The sequence below is a fragment of the Chthonobacter albigriseus genome, assembly GCF_013839445.1.
Lineage (GTDB): Bacteria > Pseudomonadota > Alphaproteobacteria > Rhizobiales > Pleomorphomonadaceae > Chthonobacter > Chthonobacter albigriseus.
This window is the reverse complement of sequence record NZ_JACDIT010000001.1, coordinates 889,545-910,165: the sequence shown is the minus strand read 5'-3', so window position 1 is coordinate 910,165 and position 20,621 is coordinate 889,545. Positions and strand designations below refer to the sequence as shown.

Annotated in this window: 16 protein-coding genes and 1 other RNA gene; 7 read left to right on the top strand and 10 right to left on the bottom strand. The window is 67.8% G+C overall.

Annotation, left to right across the window (positions count from 1 at the left end; genetic code table 11):
• The first annotated feature begins 6 nt into the window (after positions 1 to 6).
• On the top strand, positions 7 to 1,551 hold the full coding sequence (locus tag HZ321_RS04045; protein ID WP_181700447.1) for a methyl-accepting chemotaxis protein: 1,545 nt from the start codon (positions 7 to 9) through the stop codon (positions 1,549 to 1,551).
• A gap of 28 nt (positions 1,552 to 1,579) precedes the next feature.
• Here HZ321_RS04045 and HZ321_RS04040 read toward each other — a convergent pair whose 3' ends face one another.
• From HZ321_RS04040 to HZ321_RS04010, 7 genes are read right to left on the bottom strand one after another with little or no spacing between them, the layout of a single operon-like run.
• Complete coding sequence (locus HZ321_RS04040; protein ID WP_181700445.1) at positions 1,580 to 3,211, bottom strand: ABC transporter ATP-binding protein; 1,632 nt, start codon at positions 3,209 to 3,211, stop codon at positions 1,580 to 1,582.
• Positions 3,208 to 3,708, bottom strand: coding sequence for a type II toxin-antitoxin system VapC family toxin (locus tag HZ321_RS04035; protein ID WP_181700443.1), 501 nt, complete (start codon positions 3,706 to 3,708; stop codon positions 3,208 to 3,210). Before HZ321_RS04035 ends, HZ321_RS04040 begins: the two co-directional genes overlap by 4 nt.
• The gene (locus HZ321_RS04030; protein WP_181700441.1) at positions 3,708 to 3,947 is read right to left on the bottom strand and encodes a hypothetical protein; all 240 of its coding nucleotides are present in this window, start codon (positions 3,945 to 3,947) and stop codon (positions 3,708 to 3,710) included. The genes HZ321_RS04035 and HZ321_RS04030 overlap by 1 nt, the downstream gene beginning before the upstream one ends.
• Positions 3,948 to 3,957: 10 nt before the next feature.
• Positions 3,958 to 5,130, bottom strand: a complete 1,173-nt coding sequence (locus HZ321_RS04025; protein ID WP_425305366.1) for an ABC transporter permease — start codon at positions 5,128 to 5,130, stop codon at positions 3,958 to 3,960.
• A 4-nt stretch (positions 5,131 to 5,134) separates the two neighbouring features.
• Complete coding sequence (locus HZ321_RS04020; RefSeq protein ID WP_181700439.1) at positions 5,135 to 6,238, bottom strand: microcin C ABC transporter permease YejB; 1,104 nt, start codon at positions 6,236 to 6,238, stop codon at positions 5,135 to 5,137.
• A 27-nt stretch (positions 6,239 to 6,265) separates the two neighbouring features.
• Positions 6,266 to 8,146 carry an extracellular solute-binding protein gene (locus tag HZ321_RS04015; RefSeq protein ID WP_181700437.1) on the bottom strand — a complete coding sequence of 627 codons (1,881 nt, stop codon included), beginning with the start codon at positions 8,144 to 8,146 and terminating at the stop codon, positions 6,266 to 6,268.
• On the bottom strand, positions 8,146 to 10,020 hold the full coding sequence (locus tag HZ321_RS04010) for an extracellular solute-binding protein (RefSeq protein WP_244635558.1): 1,875 nt from the start codon (positions 10,018 to 10,020) through the stop codon (positions 8,146 to 8,148). Before HZ321_RS04010 ends, HZ321_RS04015 begins: the two co-directional genes overlap by 1 nt.
• A gap of 242 nt (positions 10,021 to 10,262) precedes the next feature.
• Between HZ321_RS04010 and ffs the strand changes: the two genes are divergently transcribed.
• From ffs to recR, 4 genes are all read left to right on the top strand, one after another.
• Positions 10,263 to 10,359: signal recognition particle sRNA small type (gene ffs / locus HZ321_RS04005), an RNA gene on the top strand.
• Positions 10,360 to 10,467: 108 nt separating this feature from the next.
• Positions 10,468 to 12,312 (top strand): DNA polymerase III subunit gamma/tau, encoded by a 1,845-nt coding sequence (locus HZ321_RS04000; RefSeq protein WP_181700433.1) that lies wholly within the window; start codon positions 10,468 to 10,470, stop codon positions 12,310 to 12,312.
• A 16-nt stretch (positions 12,313 to 12,328) separates the two neighbouring features.
• Positions 12,329 to 12,655 carry a YbaB/EbfC family nucleoid-associated protein gene (locus tag HZ321_RS03995; protein WP_181700431.1) on the top strand — a complete coding sequence of 109 codons (327 nt, stop codon included), beginning with the start codon at positions 12,329 to 12,331 and terminating at the stop codon, positions 12,653 to 12,655.
• Positions 12,656 to 12,709: 54 nt separating this feature from the next.
• The gene (gene recR, locus HZ321_RS03990; RefSeq protein WP_181700429.1) at positions 12,710 to 13,315 is read left to right on the top strand and encodes a recombination mediator RecR; all 606 of its coding nucleotides are present in this window, start codon (positions 12,710 to 12,712) and stop codon (positions 13,313 to 13,315) included.
• Between the two features lie 7 nt (positions 13,316 to 13,322).
• On the opposite strand, the gene HZ321_RS03985 is transcribed toward recR, so the two are convergent.
• Complete coding sequence (locus HZ321_RS03985; RefSeq protein ID WP_181700427.1) at positions 13,323 to 14,699, bottom strand: glutamine synthetase family protein; 1,377 nt, start codon at positions 14,697 to 14,699, stop codon at positions 13,323 to 13,325.
• Positions 14,700 to 14,705: 6 nt separating this feature from the next.
• The gene (locus HZ321_RS03980) at positions 14,706 to 16,064 is read right to left on the bottom strand and encodes a transaminase (protein ID WP_181700425.1); all 1,359 of its coding nucleotides are present in this window, start codon (positions 16,062 to 16,064) and stop codon (positions 14,706 to 14,708) included.
• A gap of 167 nt (positions 16,065 to 16,231) precedes the next feature.
• On the opposite strand from HZ321_RS03980, the gene HZ321_RS03975 reads away from it, so the two are divergent.
• On the top strand, positions 16,232 to 16,612 hold the full coding sequence (locus tag HZ321_RS03975; RefSeq protein WP_181700423.1) for a VOC family protein: 381 nt from the start codon (positions 16,232 to 16,234) through the stop codon (positions 16,610 to 16,612).
• A gap of 9 nt (positions 16,613 to 16,621) precedes the next feature.
• Here the strand turns inward: HZ321_RS03975 and HZ321_RS03970 are convergent, their stop codons facing one another.
• Positions 16,622 to 18,394: an SPFH domain-containing protein gene (locus tag HZ321_RS03970; RefSeq protein WP_206682717.1), complete on the bottom strand. Its 1,773-nt coding sequence runs from the start codon at positions 18,392 to 18,394 to the stop codon at positions 16,622 to 16,624.
• 278 nt (positions 18,395 to 18,672) lie between these two features.
• Here HZ321_RS03970 and dnaK point away from each other — a divergent pair, with 278 nt between their 5' ends.
• The gene (gene dnaK / locus HZ321_RS03965; RefSeq protein ID WP_181700421.1) at positions 18,673 to 20,571 is read left to right on the top strand and encodes a molecular chaperone DnaK; all 1,899 of its coding nucleotides are present in this window, start codon (positions 18,673 to 18,675) and stop codon (positions 20,569 to 20,571) included.
• The last annotated feature ends 50 nt before the right edge of the window (positions 20,572 to 20,621 follow it).

The window sequence follows — 20,621 nt, the reverse complement described above, 5'->3', positions numbered from 1 at the left end:
CTGACCTTGGGTGTCAGGTTCCTCGTCGTCATCTGCGTCGCTGTCCTGATCATGGGCGTCGGGACGGGTTTGGCGCTCTATCAGTTCCGCGAAAGCCTCTTCGAGGCCCGCGGGCTTGCCGTTCGGAGTGCTGCCGAAGTCGCCGCAGCGTCGGCCGGCGCCGGACCCGGAGCGTCCAATGTGGCCGGCGACACGCAGGTGGCCGTCCTGGATCGCAGCGGAAAGCTCGTCGCCGGGACGATCGCAGGTCCGGTCGAGGACTGGTTGGCGGCCGCCCGCGCCGGCGGCTCGCTCGTTCGCTACACCGGCACCTCGCCCTCCACGTCTGGTCCCGTGGAGATGATGGCCTATGCGCTTCCCGTGGCGGGTGCGGACACGGTGATCGTTGCGGCGTCGCCGGTTGCCGGCGTCGACATCGTGCTTCTTCGCATCGCCGTCACCATCGGCGCGCTTTGCGCCCCGCTTCTTCTCGGCTTCGTCTTCTATGCGTGGCGCCTGGGCAGTGGTGTCAGCCGCTCGCTCGGATCTATCGCCGATGCCGTCGGCCGCCTTGCCGGCGGAGACACCGGTATCGTCGTCGATGGCCAGGATCGCGCCGACGAGGTCGGCCGCATTGCCGGCGCCGTCGAGGTCTTCCGCCTGTCGATGATCGAGAACGATCGGCTGAAGCAGGAGGAGGCCGTCCGCGTGGCCGAGCGCCAACGCCGGGCCGCTCTCCTGGAGGAGGTGGTCGGCGCGTTCCGCGAGGAGGCTGGCCAGATAGTCGGCTTCGTCAAGTCCAGCGCCGAGACCATGACCAGCACCGCCGGCGAGTTGACCCGCGTCGCCTCGCTGACCCGCACCTCCGCCGCTGCCGCCGCGGGCGCGGCCGGGCGCGACAGCGAACACGTCGGAGCCGTCGCAGACGCCACCCGCCAGCTCTCCGAAACCGTCCGCGACGTCGGCCGCCAGATCGAAGCCGCCAACCGGGTCACCGCCGACGGCGCCGTCAAGGGTCGCGAGGCCCGCCGCCAGGTGGAATCGCTTGCCGCCAACACCGAGCGGATCGGCACGGTGGTCGATCTCATCCGCGGCATCGCCGACCAGACCAATCTCCTCGCCCTCAACGCCACCATTGAGGCGGCCCGCGCCGGCGAGATGGGCCGTGGCTTCGCCGTTGTCGCCAACGAGGTCAAGGTGCTCGCCGCCCAGACCGCAAAGGCCACCGACGAGATCACCGGCCAGATCGGTGCCATCCAGGCAGCAACGGCGGCAGTCGTCGATCAGATCGGCTCACTGACGACCACGCTTGACACGATCGAGCACTCCAGCGGCAGCATCGCCGCCGCCATGGAGCAGCAGTCCGCGACCACCTCCGGCATATCCCTCAGGGCAGGAGAGGTTTCCCGCGGCACGGCCGAACTGGGAGCGACTATTTCCGGCGTTTCCGGTGCGGCGGTGGATACGGCCCGGGTAGCCGATACGGTCTCCACGATTGCCGACGATCTGTCCCAGGCGGCGGCAGCCCTGGACGAGCGGATCCGCAAGTTCACCCGCGACGTCGCAGCCTGATCGGCGAGGCGGACCGGCGGCGGGAGCGCTACTCCCGCACTGCTCCGATGGCCGCCGTTTCCAGCTTGAAGGCGGCCGCGAGCAGCGCCTGCGTATAGGGCGCCTGCGGCCGGGCGAACACCTCGGCGGCAGGCCCAGCCTCCACCACCTTGCCGTCCTTCATCACCACGAGGTCGTTGGCCAGCGCCTTCACCACCTTCAGGTCGTGGCTGATGAAGAGGTAGGCGAGCCCATGCCGCCGCTGCAGATCCCGCAGCAGGTCCACCACCTGCGCCTGCACGCTCATGTCCAGCGCCGACGTCGGCTCGTCCAGCATCACGAACTTCGGATTGAGCGCCATCGCACGCGCGATCGCGATGCGCTGCCGCTGCCCGCCGGAGAATTCGTGCGGATAGCGGAAACGCGTCTCCGGATCGAGTCCCACTTCCGTAAGCGCGTTGACCACCCGCGCCTCGCGCTCCTCCGCTCGCATATCCGGCTCGTGCACCAGGAGCCCCTCGCCGACGATGTCGCCCACCGACATGCGTGGGCTGAGCGAGCCGAACGGATCCTGGAACACGATCTGGATGTCGCGCCGGAGCGGCCGGATCTCTGCAGATCGCAGCGTCTCGATCGATCGCCCGAGAAAGGCGATCCGCCCCTCGCTGCCGATCAGCCGCAGCAGCGCAAGTCCGAGCGTGGTCTTTCCCGACCCGGATTCGCCAACGATGCCTAGCGTCTGCCCCGCCCGAACCCTTACCGAGACGCCGTCCACGGCCTTCACGTGGCCCACCGTCCGGCGCAGGAACCCCCGCCGGATCGGGAACCACACCTTCAGGTCGCTCGCCTCCATCACCACCGGTGCTGACGCATCCGCCGGCGGCGGTTCGCCATTGGGCGCCGCGGAGAGCAGGTGCCGGGTATAGGCGTGCTGCGGGTCGGCGAACACCGCCTTGGTCGGCCCCGCCTCCACGATCTTGCCCCTGGTCATTACGCAGACCTTGTCGGCGAAGCGTTCCACGATCCCGAGGTCGTGCGTGATGAACAGGATGGCCATCCCGCGCCTGGCCTGCAGGTCCTTCAGAAGCCTCAGGATCTGCGCCTGCACGGTGACGTCGAGCGCCGTCGTCGGCTCGTCCGCGATCAGGAGGTCCGGCTCGTTGGCGAGCGCCATGGCGATCATCACCCGCTGCCGCTGCCCGCCGGAAAGCTGGTGCGGATAGGCCCCGAGCCGCGACTCCGGCGACGGGATGCCCACCTCGCGCAAAAGCTCGAGCGTCCGCACCCGTGCCTCGCCGTCCGACAGCCCCTTGTGTACCTTCAGGATCTCGCCGATCTGCCGCTCGATCGTGTGCAGCGGGTTGAGCGATGTCATCGGCTCCTGGAACACCATGGTGATCGCGTTGCCGCGCACCTGCCGGAGCGCCGCGTCCGACGCGGCCAGCAGGTCCTCGCCCTTGAACAGGATCCGACCGCTCGGATGCGACGCCGCCGGATAGGGCAGCAGCTTGACCACCGATAGCGCGGTCACCGACTTGCCCGACCCGGACTCGCCAACGATCGCCACCGTCTCGCCCGCCTCCACGGTGAACGAGATCCGGTCCACCGCCAGCGACGTCCCGCCACCCTGCGCGAACGCCACGCTGAGATCATCCACCACGAGAAGGGGTTTGGGTATCATGGCGACAGCATCTCCAGAAGCGTGTCGACAGTTTTCCTGTCAGGCCGAAGCATGATCAGGTTCATCGGTCCTCGGACGAGGCCGTGGGGATGGTGCGACATCGCAACATCATTCGGAAGTCGCTGATCGTCTGACAGAAAATGAGTGCATTGTGATCCGAAGGCCGTCGAAAGGTGGATCGCGTCGGGAAGTTTCAGCGACTTGTAGGTACTCCGCAAAACCGCCGCGTAATACAGACAATCAGGATCCAATGGACACACGTCCAGGACATTGTTGCCGGTTCGAAGCCAGTTTGAATAGAGGTCGATGAGCCGATCGTTTCGTTCCGCATAGGGCTTTTGGATCGCCTCAGCGTAGGTGAGTTGGCTGGTCACCAGGAGCGGACGCCCTTCGACACCGTAGAACAAACGTCTGATCCGGGCGGCCAGTTCGTCGGTTCCTTCGAACGCACGTATGAAGATGTTGGTGTCGAGGTACAGGCGACCGACGGCCTCCATCAGTCGTCCCATTCGTCTCGAAGCGCGCGGACCCGCTGTACGGCTTCCTCGCTGGTCACTCCAGGCTTGTCGGAAATCTGGTGGTACTCTTTGAGAAGCTGGATCGGATCTTTACGGTCATCGTGCGTGACCTCTTCCGAGACCGTGACCGTCACAAGCGCTGATGGCGGGATCTCCCCGCGGAGATCGGCGGGCAGTTCGGAAGCCCGGACGTGTTGTCGCGTCACCACCTTGTTCATCGCCTCATCCTCACCGGAACGTCTTGCGCGGGTCGAACGCATCGCGCACGGCCTCGCCGACGAACACCAGCAAGCTTAGCATGACCGAGATCACGATGAACCCGGAGAAGCCCAGCCATGGCGCCTGGATGTTGTTCTTGCCCTGCGCCAGCAGTTCCCCGAGCGAGGGCGATCCCGGCGGCAGGCCGAACCCCAGGAAGTCCAGCGAAGTCAGCGTGGTGATCGAGCCGTTGAGGATGAACGGCAGGAACGTCAGCGTCGCCACCATCGCGTTCGGCAGCATGTGCCGCCACATGATCGTCCCGTTGGAGACGCCGAGCGCCTTGGCCGCCCGCACGTATTCAAAGTTTCGCGCCCGCAGGAACTCGGCCCGCACCACGCCCACCAGCGCCACCCACGAGAACAGCAGCATGATGCCGAGCAGGATGAAGAATGACGGCGTCATCACCGCCGCCAGGATCAGGAGCAGGTAGAGCGTCGGGATCGACGTCCAGATCTCGATGAAGCGCTGGAACACCAGGTCCACCCAACCGCCGAAATAGCCCTGCACCGCGCCCGCCGCAACGCCGACCACGGACGAGATCACGGCCAGGATCATCCCGAACAGCACGGAGATCCGGAACCCGTAGATCAGTCGCGCCACCACGTCGCGGCCCTGGTCGTCGGTGCCGATCCAGTTGAAGTTGCCGAGCGTGCAGTTGGGGTCGTCCACCCCCATCGGGTAGCGCGAGCAGAGCTCCTCCCGCTCCATCATCCACCACGGCGGCGACGGCGCCGGCCGCGGCATTTCCGTGTTCACCGTGGAGTAGGAATAGCGGATCGGCGGCCAGACCATCCAGCCGTTGGCGTTGATCTCGTCCTGGATGAAGGGGTCGCGGAAGTTGGTGATCGCCAGGAAGCCGCCGAACTTCTCCTCCGGATAGTCCACCAGCACCGGATAGAGCGTCTCCCCCTTGTAGGAGACGAGCAGCGGCTTGTCGTTGGCGATCACTTCGGCGAACAGCGACAGGACGAACAGCGCCAGGAAGATCCAGAAAGACCACACCCCCCGACGGTTGGCCTTGAAGTTGTCGAGCCTGCGCCGGTTGATCGGCGACAGCTGGAACCGGCTGCGCTTGGCCACGAGCGGTTGGGCGGGCGGCGCCTGCGTGGTCGGCGGCGGGGGCGGGACGGTCATCTCCATCGGCTCAGACCTCCCGCGCCTCGAAATCGATCCGTGGATCGATCCAGGTGTAGGTGAGGTCGGAGAGAAGGTTCGTCACCAGCCCGATCAGCGAGAAGATGTAGAGCGTCCCGAACACCACGGGATAGTCGCGGTTGATCACGCTCTCGAAGCCCAGGAGCCCGAGCCCGTCCAGCGAAAAGATCGTCTCGATCAGCAGCGATCCCGTGAAGAAGGCCGAAATGAACGCCCCCGGAAACCCCGCGATGATCAGGAGCATCGCGTTGCGGAACACGTGCCCGTAGAGCACCTGCCGGTCGTTCAGCCCCTTCATCCGCGCCGTCAGCACGTATTGCTTGCGGATCTCGTCCAGGAAGGCGTTCTTGGTCAGGAGCGTCGTCGTCGCGAAGGCGGACAGCGCCATCGCCGTCAGCGGCAGCGCCAGGTGCCAGAAGTAGTCGACGATCCGCGCCGGCCACGACAGCTGCTCCCAATTCTCCGACGTGAGCCCGCGCAGCGGGAACCAGTCGAAGAAGCTGCCGCCCGCGAACAGCACGATCAGCAGCACCGCGAACAGGAAACCTGGCACCGCGTAGCCGATCACGATCACCGTCGAGGTCCAGGTGTCGAAGCGCGAACCGTCTTGCACCGCCTTGCGGATCCCGAGCGGGATCGAGATCGCGTAGGAGATCAGCGTCAGCCAAAGCCCAAGCGAGATGGAGACCGGCATCTTTTCCAGAATGAGGTCCACCACCGCCGTGTCGCGGAAGTAGCTGGTCCCGAAGTCGAACCGCGCGTAGTTCCACAGCATCAGCCCGAAGCGTTCCAGCGGCGGCTTGTCGAAGCCGAACTGTACCTCAAGCTCCTTGATGAACTCCGGGTCGAGCCCCTGCGCACCCCGGTAGTTCGAGGTGGTTCCGCCACCGCCGCCCGGCTCTGCCCCCGCGGCGAAGTCGCCGCTCCCGCCGGTGATCCGGTCGGTCGCCGACACGTCGGTGCCCTGCAGCTGCGCCAGGATCCGCTCAACCGGCCCGCCCGGCGCGAACTGCACCACGATGAAGCTGATCGCCATGATGCCGATCAGCGTCGGGATCATCAGGAGGATGCGTCGGAGGATGTAGGCTGCCATGGACGGGCGGTGGTCCTTCGATCTCGGTCAGAGCGGTCGGCCGATCGCCTCTGCCTTGGCGGCGTCGACCCACCAGGTCGTCTCCACCGGGAAGAAGTAGTCCGGCTTCCTTTCCGGCCAGCCGAACTTGTCCCAGAAGGCGGCCCTGATTCGGCCTGAATACCAGTTCGGGATCCAGATGTAGTGTGTCCGGACCACGCGGTCGATCACCTTCAGCAGCGTCACCATCTCCTCGCGCGTCCTGACGGCCCGCACCCGTGCCGTCAGCTCGTCCACCACCGGGTCCTTGAGGCCGGAGAGATTCGACCCGCCGGGAACGTCCGCGTTGCGCGAGGAAAACAGCTGCTCCACATCGTCGAGCGGCGTGGACGACAGCGACGTCGCCCGCCCGATGATGTCGAACTCGCGCTCCTCCACCCTCCGCTGGTACTGCGTCGCATCGACAAGGCGGATCGTCGCCTCCGCCCCAAGCGTCTTCAGCGCCTGCACCACGGGCGCCATCACCTTTTCGAACACCTGCGCCTCGATCAGGAACTCCACGGTCAGCCGCTCGCCGGCTTTGTCGACCAGCCCCTGCGGCCCGCGCGTCCAGCCGGCTTGCGTCAAGAGCTCGTTCGCCCGCCGCAGCATCGCCCGATCGCGGCCGGACCCGTCCGACACCGGCGGCACGATCGCCTCCCCGAACGCCTCCGGTGGCAACCGGTCGCGCAGCGGCTCCATGATCGCCAGCTCGTCCGGCCCGGGCTTGCCGGAGGCCTCGAAATCCGATTGCTCGAACATCGAGATCTGCCGGTCGTAGGAGCCGTAGAAAAGGTTCGCCCGCGTCCATTCGAAGTCGAAGCAATAGCCGAGCGCCTCGCGCGTCCGCGGGTCCGCGAACTTCGGCCGGCGCATGTTGATGAACCAGCCCTGCATGGTGGGGCGCAGGTTGGCGGGGAACTCCGCCTTCTTCACCTTGCCTTCGCCCACCGCCGGAAAATCGTAGCCGGTCGCCCAGAGCCGCGACGTCGGCTCCGTCCGCCACTCGATCTCGCCCTTGGTGAACGCCTGGAATTCCGGCTCCCGGTCCTGGAAGAACACGATCCGGAGCGTGTCGAAGTTGGCATGCCCCACCGACACCGGCAGGTCCTTGCCCCAATAGTCCGCCACCCGGTCGTACTCGATGAACCGTCCGGTCTCGAACCGTCCGATCCGGTAGGGCCCGGACCCGAGCGGCGGCTTCAGCGTGGAAGCGGTAAAGTCCTCGCCCGCATAGAAGGCCTTGGAGAGGATCGGCATCCCCGTTGCCGCGATCGGCACCGAGGCGTTCTGCTTGCCGGAGAACACGAGCACCACCTCGGCCCCCTCCGCCGTCGCGGAGACCAGCTCGCTCAGGCTTTCCCGGATCTGCGGATGCGCCTTCTCCTTCAGGAGCCCGTAGCTGAACGCCACGTCCTCCGCTGTCAGCGGCGACCCGTCGTGGAAACGTGCCTCCGGCCGCAGCCCGAAGCGGTAGGTGTTGCCGTCCTCCGAAACCTCCACCCACGCCGCGACGCGCCCGTAGACCGAGTCCGGCTCGTCCAGTGCCGACGACATCAGCGTGTCGAAGGTGTACTCCGTCCGCGGCGGCGCATCGCCGGAAAGCACCAGCCCGTTCAGCGTGTTGAAGGTCTGCGTCGACTGGTTGAAGTACCAGTAGGACGGCGAGAAGCGGAATGTTCCGCCCTTCGGTGCCGCCGGATTCACATAGCCGAAGTGCTTGAAGTCGGCGGCATACCTGAGCTCCCCGAACACCGACAGCCCGTGGCTGCGTCCGCGCCCCGCCTGGGCCGGACTGTGCGGAAGGGCGACGGCAAGCGCCCCCGCTCCGGCCAGTTGCAGGAAACTGCGGCGACCGATCGCCGCGCCGAACAGACCGGCCGGGTGCATCAGTTGGCCCCTCCGCCTGTCGCCTTGGCCTTCTCCGCGTCCCACCACCACACGGTCGGGAAGCCGAACGAGTATTCCGGCAGCTTTTCCGGATGCGAGAAGCGGTTCCAGTAGGCGTAGCGGTCGTAGTCCAGCGTCCACTGCGGGATCACGAAGTGGTTGGCTAAGAGCACCCGGTCCAGTGCTTTGGTCGCCGCCACCAGGTCCGCCCGATCCTTAGCGAAGATCACCCGTTCGATCAGGGCGTCCACCGCCGGGTCCTTGATGCCCGCATAGTTCTGGGAGTCCGGCGTGTCCGCCGCCTTGGAGCCCCAGTATCGACGCTGCTCGTTGCCTGGCGAAAGCGACTGGCCCCAGGGCACCATGATCATGTCGTAGTCGAAATCGCGCACGCGGTTCACGAACTGCGCGGACTCCACGATCCGCACGGTCATGGTGATGCCGATCCGCTTCAACACCTGGGCATAGGGCGTGACGAAGCGCTCGTCGTTCTGCGACTGGGTGAGGTACTCGATCGTGAATGGCTCGCCCTTGGCGTTCACCAGCTGGCTGCCCTTGAAGGTCCAGCCTGCTTCGCCCAGAAGCTTCACCGCCGTGCGCAGGTTTTCCCGGAGCTTCTCTGGAGAGCCGTTCACCGGGTTCTCGTAGGGCGTGGTGAACACCGCCGGCGGGACCTGGTCCTTCAGCGGCTCCAGGATCGCCAGCTCCTCCGGCGAGGGCAAGCCGCGCGCCGCCAGCTCGGTGTTTTCGAAGAAGCTCGCCACGCGCTTGTACTGCCCGAAGAACACGGTGCGGTTCAGCGATTCGTAGTCGAACGCCAGGTTCAGGGCCTGCCGCACCTTGGTGTCCTTGAACTTCTCCCGGCGAAGGTTCGGCACGAAGGCCTGCATCACGCCGGACGCCTTGTCCGGATAGGTGGCCAGAACCACCCGGCCATCGTTCTTGGCCGGAAAGTCGTAGCCCGTCGCCCAGTTCTTGGCCGAGTTCTCCACCCGGAAATCGAACCGGTCGCCCTTGAACGCCTCCAAGAGCACAACCGCATCCTTGTAGGTCTCGTAGATGATCTCGTCGAAATTGTTCTGGCCGACCTGGGTCGGCAGGTCCTTGCCCCAGTGGTTGGGATCACGCTCCATCACCACCCGCCGGCCGGGGTCGATCGCTTTCACCTTGTAGGGCCCCGATCCCATGGGGAATTCCAGCGTGGTGTTGCGGATGTTGCGCTTCTGGCCGCTGGCGTCGGTGCCTTCCCACCAGTGCTTCGGCAGCACGGTCAGCTGCCCCACGATATGCGGCAGTTCGCGGTTGCCGGGCGCATCGAAGGTGAATTTCACCTCCCGCTCGCCCACCTTCTCCGCCTTCGTCACGTGGCTGAAGTAGAACCCGTCGTTGGGATTGATCTCCTTCAGCGTCTCCATGCTCCAGATCACGTCCTCCGGCGTCACCGGCTGGCCGTCCTGCCAGCGGGCGTTCGGGTTCAGCCGGTAGATCACCCAGGAATAGTCGTCCGGATACTTCAGGCCGTCCGCCAGCAGGCCATACATCGACGAGATGTCGAGTTCGTCGAGCGACGAGGTCATCAACGTCTCGTAGACGAGCCCGACGCCCGGAGCTGGTTCGCCCTTCAGTCCGAGGTGGACGTTCGTGCTGTCGAATCCGCCCTGCACGCCCAGCCGCACCCGCCCGCCCTTCGGCGCGTCCGGGTTCACGTAGTCGAAGTGCTTGAAGTCCGCCGGGTGGCGCGGATCGCCGGTCAGTGCCGTCGCATGCCGCCAGGGCGGATCGGCTTGCGCCAGCGCGGGCGGGGCGGCGAGCGACACGGCCACCGCGACCGCGGCGGCAAGGCGAGACAAGAACCCGGACCGGACGATCGTCAATCTACCCTCCAGAGGAATGACAGCAGCCGACAGGTTTCCATCAACCGCAAGGGTTTGCAAACCCCGCCTGGGCCGCACCTGTTCCGTTCTCGTCATGAACCTAGCCCGACAAAGGCGCCGAAACAGGGACCTCCGCCACAATGACGAAAATTTCATGGTGGCCGGCTTGCTGGCGAGGTCCCTTGTGGTCGCGCCATGGCCGCTCTTGCGTTTTGGCCGCCGAGCCGCGATATGTGTCGCCGGGAGGTTGGCGGTGGACGTGCCACTCGCCAACCGGGTCAGGTCCGGAAGGAAGCAGCCCCAACGAGCTTCGGCTCGGGTCACTCGTCGGCCTCCCACCCTTTTCTCCGGGTCCGTCACTCCCTGAGCTCCGCGGATGATGCACCGGCGCCGAAGCGGGTCCCGGAGCGCCGGCCTGACGAACGGGGCGAGCGGCGGACGAGGACGATGGACGACATTTCCGAAACCCCGGCCCTGTTGCCCGCCGAAGCGCCCGCGCCCGGCAGCCCCTATCGCGTGCTCGCCCGCAAGTACAGGCCATCTTCCTTCGACGACCTGATCGGCCATGGCGCCATGGTTCGCACGCTCTCCAACGCCTTCGAGAGCGGCCGCATCGCCCAGGGCTGGATGCTCACCGGCGTCCGCGGCGTGGGCAAGACCACCACCGCCCGCATCCTCGCCCGCGCCCTCAACTACGAGCTCCCCGGCAAGGTGGAACGCCCCACCGTCGACCTCCGCGAGGAGGGCGTCCACTGCCGCGCCATCATGGAAGGCCGGCACGTCGACGTCATCGAGATGGACGCCGCCTCCCACACCGGCGTCGGCGACGTACGCGAGATCATCGAGGCGGCCCGCTACAAGCCGGCGACCGCCCGCTACAAGGTCTACATCATCGACGAAGTGCACATGCTCTCCACCCAGGCGTTCAACGCCCTCCTGAAGACGCTGGAGGAGCCGCCGGAGCACGTGAAGTTCGTCTTCGCCACCACCGAGATCCGCAAGGTGCCGATCACGGTGCTGTCGCGCTGCCAGCGCTTCGATCTGCGCCGCATCGACACCGGCCTGCTCGGCGCCCACCTGAAGCACATCGCCGAGGCCGAGAAGGTCGAGGTCGAGCCCGAAGCGATCGCTCTCGTCGCCCGCGCCGCGGAGGGCTCCGCCCGCGACGCCCTCACCATCCTGGACCAGGCGATCGCCTACGGCGACGGCGCCGTCACTGCCGAGAGCGTCCGCTCCATGCTCGGCCTTGCCGACCGCGGGCGCGTCATCGACCTTTTCGAATCTATCATGAAGGGCGACGTCGCCGCCGCGCTCGCCGAACTGTCGGACCAGTACGACACCGGCGCCGATCCGGCCGTCGTGCTCTCCGACCTCGCCGCCTTCGTCCACCTCGTCACCCGCCTCAAGCATGTGCCGGCGATGAGCGAGGATCCCGCCCTCACCGAGGGCGAGCGGGTCCGCGGCCGCGCCTTCGCCGACGCCCTCTCCGTCCGCGTCCTCAGCCGCGCCTGGCAAATCCTCCTCAAGGGCATCGCCGAGGTCCAGGCCGCCCCGCGCGCGCTTCCGGCCGCCGAGATGGTCCTCGTCCGCCTCGCCTACGCCGCCGACTTGCCCACCCCCGACGAGGCGCTCCGCCAGCTCCGCGAAGGCATCGGCGGCAGCGGCGCGCCCGCACCCGGCCCATCCGGCGGCGGAAGCGGCGGCGGTAGCGGCGGCGCGCAAGGAGCCGCCCGCGGCGGCGGTTTCGACCGGCCTGTCCGCACCGAAGCCCCCCGGGCCCAGCAGCAGCCCGCCGAAGCGCCCACCATGGCGCTCGCCTCCTTCGCGGACGTCATCGGCCTCTGTGCCGAACGCCGCGAGATCGGCCTGAAGATCGCGCTCGAACGCGACGTCCACCTCGTCCGCTTCGAGGATGGCCGCATCGAGTTCAACCCGGCGCCGACGGCCAGCCCCACGCTCGCCGGCGACCTTGGCCGCAAGCTCACCCAGTGGACCGGCCGCCGCTGGATCGTCGCCGTCTCTCGCGACGCCGGCGAGGAAACCGTCCAGGCCCGCCGCGACGCGGCGCGCCGCACGCTGGTCGACGACGCCCGCGCCGACCCGGTGGTCTCCGCCATTCTCCGCCGCTTCCCCGGCGCCGAGATCGTCGACGTCCGCATGCCCGGCGATCCCGCCCTCCCGATGACCGCCGACGCGACCGGCGATCTGCCGCCCTCCGGCGACTACCCCCTCGACCCCTCCGCGGACTGGCTCGAACCCGACTGGGTGCCGTCCGATTTCGACGACGACTGACTGAAGGAGCACCCCCATGTTCGGCGACCTCGGCAAGATGATGAAGCAGGCGCAGGAGCTGCAGGGCCGCATGGCCGCGGCGCAGGACGAGATCGCCCGGCTGGAGATCACCGGCGCATCCGGCGCCGGCCTCGTCACCGTCGCGCTCTCCGGCAAGGGCGACCTGCGCGGTATCAAGATCGACCCGTCGCTCCTCAAGGAGGACGAGGCGGAGATCCTGGAGGACCTGATCCTCGCCGCCCACGCCGATGCACGCGTCAAGCTGGAGACGGCGGTCGCCGAGCGCATGCAGGCCGTCACCGGCGGCCTCAACCTGCCGGCGGGCCTGAAGCTCCCCTTCTGACCGGGCGCCCCGCGCCCGCCCCCGGCGCGAACCGTTGAGGCCAGTCCCCATCCCATGTCGCGCCGCGTCACCGGACCCGAGATCGAACGCCTCATCCAGCTGCTCGCCCGCCTTCCCGGCCTCGGGCCGCGGTCGGCCCGGCGCGCGGCGTTGCAGCTCGTCAAGAAGAAGGACCAGCTGCTGGAGCCGCTTGCCGAGGCGCTCGTTCGCGTCCGCGACACCGTGAAGGTCTGCTCCGTCTGCGGCAACGTCGACACGGCGGACCCGTGTATCGTCTGCACCGACCCGCGTCGCGACGCCTCCGTCATCGTTGTGGTGGAGGACGTGTCCGACCTCTGGGCCCTGGAGCGCGCCGGCGCCATCGACGCCCGTTACCACGTGCTCGGCGGCGTGCTCTCCCCGCTCAACGGCATCGGCCCGGACGACCTGACGATCGCCGGCCTGATCGAGCGCGCCCGCGACCCGGCCGTCCGCGAGGTCATCCTCGCCGTCAACGCCACGGTCGACGGCCAGACCACCGCCCACTACGTCACCGACCGCCTGCAGGGCCTCGACGTCAGGGTCTCGCGGCTCGCCCACGGCGTGCCCGTCGGCGGCGAGCTGGACTATCTGGACGAGGGCACCCTCGCCGCCGCCATCCGCTCCCGCACGCCTTTCTGAGGGGCGATCAGGCCAGCCTGAGATACCAGTGGAAGTCGCGGTCGCTCACCTCGGCGAAAAAGCGGTCGCATTCCGCCTCCTTGATGGTGAGGAACACGTCGGCGTAGCGCTCCCCGAGCCGCCGCTTCAGGAACTCCGACGCCCGCGCGCGCCGCAGCGCGTCCGGCCAGAACCGCGGCAGGCTCGGCGCGATCTGCGCGTAGCCGTTGCCGACGATCGGCTTGGAGGGCTCCAGCTTCTGCTCCACCCCTTCCAGCATGCCGGCGAGCACCGTCGCCATCGCCACATAGGGATTGGCGTCCGCCCCGCACACCCGGTGTTCCAAGTGCCGCGTCTGCGGCGGGCCGGCGGTCACGCGGATCGGCACCGAGCGGTTGTCGATGGCCCAGGCCGGCCCCACCGGCGCGTAGGAGTTCGGCTTGAACCGGCGGTAGCTGTTGGCGTTCGGCGCGAACATGGCCATCGATTCCGCCATCGTCGCCTCCAGCCCGGCAATTGCGTGGCGGAGCAGCAGGTTGCCGTCCGGCTCTTCCCCGGCGAAGAGGTTCCGGCCGTCCGCATCGCAGAAGCTGACGTGGAGGTGCGTGCCCGACCCGGCGAACTCCGCGAAGGGCTTGGCCATGAAGGTCGCGGCGTAGCCGTGCTTTTCCGCCACGCCCTTCACCAGCCGCTTCCAGAGGATCGCGTCGTCGCAGGCCCTGAGCGGATCCGTCCGGTGCTCCAGCACGATCTCCAACTGTCCCGGCGAATACTCCGAGATCAGCGTGCGCGCCGGTAGCCCCGCCCCGTCCGCCGCCCGGTAGACGTCGTCGAGGAACGGCGCGAAGTCGGAAAGGTCCTGCAGCAGGTACGCCTGGAACTCGCTCTGCGCGAAGCCGTTCGGCGCCGTCGGCGGCACGGCCCGACCCTCCGCGGCCGCCTTGCCGTCGAGGAGGTAGAACTCCAGCTCCACCGCCGCAGCCGGGTAGAGTCCCGCCGCGTGGCAGTCCGCCACCACCCGCGCCAGCGCGTGCCGCGGATCGGCCAGCGACCCCGACCCGTCCTTCTCGTAGGAGGTCAGGATGAACTGCCCGGTCGGCGTCGCCTTCCACGGTGCGCGGGTCAGCGTGCCCTTCACCGGCCGGCACATCCGGTCGCTGTCGCCTTCGTCCCAGACCAGCCCCGTCTCCTCCACGTCGGCGCCCTTGATGTCGAGCGACAGGATGGAGCAGGGCAGGGGCCGCCCGTGCTTGTAGGCGCCGGGAAGCTCCGAACGGCGCAGGATCTTGCCCCGCTGCACCCCGGACGAGTCCGTCAGGAAGGTCTCGAACTGCACCACGTCAGGGTTGGCCTTGAGGAAATCCTCGGCTTCGGAGAGGTCGGCGATGAAGCTGTTGTCGGTCAATTCGGATCACCCGGAGAGCGCGTCGAGCGCCTGGTCGAAGGCCGTCACCAGCCGGGCCACGTGGTCCGGCGTGGTGGCGGGCGAGACGAGCGTCATGTTGTGGAACGGCGTGACGATCACGTCGCGGTTGAGAAGAAAGAGGTGGATCGCCCCTTCAAGGTCGTGGTCGACGGTCCGGTAGGCGTGTGCACCGTCCGTCAGCGGTGTCGGCGAGTGGACGATCTCCGCCCGCGCCCCGAGCCGCGTCACCGACCACGGCAGCCCGTACGCAGCGATCGACGCGGACAGCCCGTCCGCCACCTCCGTCGAGAGCGCCAGCATGTGCACATAGGCCGCCTCGGTCATCACCGCCTCCAGCGTCGCGCGCATCGCGGCCAGCTGCAGCATGTTGCCCGACAGCGTCGTGCCGATGCCGGAGTACCCGGCCGGCCGCTCAGCGTCCACCGCCCTCATCCGCGCCTCGATCGCGTCGGTGAAGCCGAACACCGCCGCCGGCAGCCCGCCGGCGATCGGCTTGCCCACCACCAGGAAGTCCGGCGCAAGCCCATGCGCCTTGGCGTAGCCGCCGCGCGCCGTGGAGATCGTGTGCGTCTCGTCGATGCAGAGGAGCGTACCCGCCGCCCGGCAGGCCGCCGCCAGCGCGTCCAGGTACCCTTCCTTCGGCAGCACCATCGCCGTGTTGGTCAGCGCCGGCTCCGTCAGCACCAGCGCCACGTCGCCGCCCGCCAGCGCCGCGAGCGCCGCGTCGATATCGTTGAACGGCACGCAGACGCTGGTCGCCGCAAGGTCGACCGCCTGTCCCAGCAGCCCCGGCCGTACGGTCGTCTGCCCGTCCGCGCCGATCGTCACGAAGGTGTCGTCCACCTGCCCGTGGTAGCAGCCCTGGAACACCAGGATCTTCGCCCGCCCGGTGATCGCCCGCGCCCAGCGGATCACCGCCCGGTTGGCGTCCGAGGCGGTTTGAGTTACCTGCCAGAAGGGCAGGGCGAAGATGTCGGCCAGCAGCGCCCCCACCGCGCCGGCATCTTCCGACGGCATCATCGCGGTCAGGCCCCGGGGCGCCGCGGCGGTGATCGCGTCCACCACCGGCCCCGGCGCATGGCCGAACATCGCGCCAGTGTCGCCCAGGCAGAAGTCCGCCATCACGTGGCCGTCCGCGTCGGTCACCTCGGCGCCCGCAGCGCGTTTCACCGCAAGCGGGAACGGCGTGCCCCAGTCCTTCATCCAGTGCAGCGGCACGCCGCCCGGAAAGTGCCGGGAAGCCTTCTCCGCCAGACCGGCGGAAACGGGGTTGCGGTCGCGGTAGAGTTGGCGCTCGGCTGCAAGCAGGCGCTCGATACGGTCGTTCGGAACGGGATGCGGCATGATCGTCTTGCGATTTGTGATCACAACAAGAGGCACGAGCGGCCCCGGCTTGTCCAGATCCCCGATCGGCGAAGTGCGCTGTCGGCTGGTCCTGCGCTGAGCGGGTCATGCATCCGTCGCTCGTCGGTGCTAGTCTTGCCAGCGTCCAACCTGACGGGGAGGCGGACATGCCCGGGCACGGAACCTTCTACTGGAACGAGCTGATGACCGACGACGTGGAAAAGGCCAAGGCCTTCTACGGCGACCGGCTCGGCTGGACCTTCGACGTCATGCCGATGTCGGAGGGGAACTACTGGCTGATCCGCCAGGAGGGCGTCGAGGGCCCCGTCGGCGGCATCATGAACTGGCCGGCCCAGAACGGCATGCCGACCAACTACTGGTTCGCCTACGTCCACGTCGACGATCTCGACGACGCGCTCGCCGGCGTAGCGGCGGCCGGCGGCTCGGTCCTGCGCCCCGCCTGGGAGGTACCCGGCGTCGGCCGCATCGCCATCGTCAAGGACGCCGTCGGCGCGGTCCTCGGCTGGATGACGCCCGCGGCGATGTAAGGCTCGGCGTCAGGGCTGCGGGCGCACTGCCTCCTGGATCGCCTGGCCGATCACGGCGGCGGCGCCTTCCACGCCCCCGCCGCCGGAGGTCACCAGCGTCTGCGGCACCAGCCGCCCGACGAGCTGGATGATGTCCGGCCGCTTCTCCAGTGTCGCCAGCACCTTTTCGAGCGCCTGCAGCATCGCCACGCGGTCCTGGCCGAGCACCCCGGCCTGGGCTGACTGGCCTTTCGCCAGCTCCTCCAGGAACTTGCGCTCGGCGCGGCCCAGCGCCTCGCGCTCCTGCTCGCGCTGCTGGGCGACCTGCACGGCGATCTGGCTTTCCACCAGCCGCGGTTGCTCGTCGGCGGTGGCCCGCGCCTGCTCGGTCTTGATGCGCTCATTCTGCGCCGCGGTCTCGCGGGCGTAGGCGTTGCTCAACTGGTCCGCCAGCTGCTGGCGGAGCCGCGTGATCAGGATCTCCGGCGGGATCGCCGGCTCGCCGAGCCGGATCTCGCGGACGTCCACGCCCGCCTTGCGGCCTTCCACCTGGATGATCGTCTCGATGGTCTGCTCAAGCGCCTCGCGGTTCTCGATCAGGTCCAGCACCCGCGACGGCCGCGTCTCGAACTGCGCCGGCGAAATCAGCGTCCCGTCCGCGTCGCGCACCGGAACGCGGATGTTGGAGCCCGCCACGTTGCGCACGATCGAGCGGATCGCCGGCACCAGGATGCGGTCCTCCACCTCCTTTAGCCCGCCCACCGAGCCCACCACGATCGGTGCGTCCGCGGGATCCACCTGCACCAGCACGCGCAGTTCCACCGGGATGTCCCAGCCCTCGATCTTCACAAACACCGCGCGGTCTGCCGCCGTGCTCGGAACCTCCTCGACCACCGACCGCGTGTCCTGCTGCAGCTTGCCCTGCTGGTCCACGGAAAGGTCCACGATCCGCTTGGTGTAGCCGCCCTTGAACTCCCAGGTCTGCACCCGCGTGTCCACCAGCTCCACCTCGTAGGCGCGCCGGTTGAGGTAGTAGGCGCCCGGCAGCAGCGGTTCCTTCCAGATGCCGACGCAGCCGCGCGGCACCAGCGGCACCGACAGCGAATCGCTGTCCCGGCTGCCCTCCGCCGCCACCACCTCCTCGCGGCAGGCGAGCCCCGGCGTCGCCACGTTGGACTTGACCACGCCCACCTGGCCGGCCGGCACCACCGTCGCGGTGGTCGCCTCGTTGATGGTCACATCGAACAGATATCGGTTCAGCCGGTAGGAGCCCGGCTTCAGCACCGTCTCCTGTGGCCCCCGGTAGCCGCCCGTGGAAAGAAACGCCGACGCGTCCATCATCTGGTCGATCCGGTCGTCCGGGATCGCCGGCGCCATGAACATGCCCGACGGCATCGCCGCGCCGTCCAGCGCGGTGATCTGCCCGTAGAAGCCTTCCGGCACCGTGACGAGCGGAAACTCCTCGTAGTCGTAGAGCACGCGCACGAACGGAATGAAGTGGAAGCCGGGCCCGAGCACCGCCGCCTGCGGACCCTTCTGGCCGGACAGTGCCACCACGTGGCCGGGCGGCAGTTCCTCGAAGCCGTAGATCCGCTTCAGGTGCCCCACCTGGTCGGCCGCCACGAACACGAACGACGTGTTCGCCACCATGATCACGCCCACGGCCGCAACACCTAGGCCGATCAGCCGCTTGCCGAGCGCCATCGCGGCACCCTTCAGGTCCTGCGTCCCGCCCACGCCGGCTCGCAGAAAGTAGCCGATGCCGCCGACGATGAGAACGAAACCGACGATAATCCAGCCCATGGTGCCCGTCCTGCTGGTTTAACCGACCGCAGGATACGCGCCGTTCCTGTAGAGACCATCAACGGCGCGGCTGAAATGCGCGATGACGGCCAACGTTTCACGCCGGCGTGAGGCCGCCGCCTTGCAGGGAATTCGCACCCCACTTATATAGCCGATGAAACTCGAACCGGGTGCGGGTCACCCGGAAATCCCAGTGTTTCGATGGGGGCCGGCCGGGGATCCCGGCTTGCCGGACGCCTCTCCGAGGGTCCGGACGGCCTGCCGAAAGGAGAGAGAGAATGGGTAAGGTCATCGGTATCGATCTCGGCACCACCAATTCCTGCGTCGCCGTCATGGACGGCAAGAACGCCAAGGTGATCGAGAACTCGGAAGGCGCCCGCACCACGCCCTCCATCGTCGCCTTCACGGACGGCGGCGAACGGCTCGTCGGACAGCCGGCCAAGCGCCAGGCCGTGACGAATCCGGAAGACACCTTCTTCGCGGTCAAGCGCCTGATCGGCCGTCGCTACGACGATCCGATGGTGGAGAAGGACAAGAAGCTCGTTCCCTACAAGATCGTCCGCGGCGACAACGGCGACGCCTGGGTCGAGGCCGAGGGCAAGAAGTACTCGCCCTCCCAGATCTCGGCGATGACGCTGACCAAGATGAAGGAGACCGCGGAGGCCTATCTCGGCCAGCCGGTCACCCAGGCCGTCATCACCGTTCCTGCCTACTTCAACGACGCCCAGCGCCAGGCCACCAAGGACGCCGGCAAGATCGCCGGCCTGGAAGTGCTGCGCATCATCAACGAGCCGACGGCGGCGGCGCTCGCCTACGGCCTCGACAAGGGCGACAAGTCCAAGACCATCGCGGTCTACGACCTCGGCGGCGGCACCTTCGACGTCTCCGTGCTGGAGATCGGCGACGGCGTCTTCGAGGTGAAGTCCACCAACGGCGACACCTTCCTCGGCGGTGAAGACTTCGACATGCGTCTGGTCAACTACCTCGCCGACGAGTTCAAGAAGGAGCAGGCGATCGACCTGCGCGGCGACAAGCTGGCGCTGCAGCGCCTCAAGGAAGCCGCCGAGAAGGCCAAGATCGAACTCTCCTCGGCCACCCAGACCGAGGTGAACCTGCCCTTCATCACCGCCGACGCCACCGGTCCGAAGCATCTTGCGATCAAGCTCACCCGCGCCAAGTTCGAGGCGCTGGTCGACGATCTCGTGCAGAAGACGATGGAGCCCTGCAAGGCGGCCCTCAAGGACGCCGGCCTCTCCGCCGGTCAGATCGACGAGGTCGTCCTCGTCGGTGGCATGACGCGCATGCCGAAGATCCAGGAGATCGTGAAGCAGTTCTTCGGCCGCGAGCCCCACAAGGGCGTCAACCCGGACGAAGTCGTCGCCATCGGCGCCGCGATCCAGGCCGGCGTTCTGCAGGGCGATGTCAAGGACGTCCTGCTCCTCGACGTCACCCCGCTGTCGCTCGGCATCGAGACGCTCGGCGGCGTGTTCACCCGCCTGATCGACCGCAACACCACGATCCCCACCAAGAAGAGCCAGGTCTTCTCCACCGCCGAGGACAACCAGACGGCCGTGACGATCCGGGTCTTCCAGGGCGAGCGCGAGATGGCGGCCGACAACAAGATCCTCGGCCAGTTCGACCTCGTCGGCCTGCCGCCGGCGCCGCGCGGCGTGCCGCAGATCGAAGTCACCTTCGACATCGACGCCAACGGCATCGTCAACGTGTCGGCCAAGGACAAGGGCACCGGCAAGGAGCAGCAGATCCGCATCCAGGCCTCCGGTGGTCTCTCCGACGCCGACATCGAGAAGATGGTCAAGGACGCCGAGGCCAACTCCGCCGCCGACAAGAAGCGCCGCGAGGCCGTCGAGGCGAAAAACCAGGCCGAGGGTCTGATCCACTCCACGGAGAAGTCGCTCGCCGAGTACGGCTCCAAGGTCTCGGCCGCCGACAAGTCGGCCATCGAGACGGCGCTCGCCGATCTCAAGTCCTCGCTTGAGACTGACGACGCCGAGGCGATCAAGGCCAAGACCAACACTCTCGCCCAGGCTTCCATGAAGCTCGGCGAGGCCATGTACGCCGCCTCGCAGGGCACGGCCGACGCCGCCCCCAACACCGAGGGCGACGACGTGGTCGACGCCGACTTCGAGGAAGTCAAGGACGACAAGAAGAGCGCCTGACACTCTTCTTGCAGGACGAGCATAACCCGGTGCGGAAACGCACCGGGTGT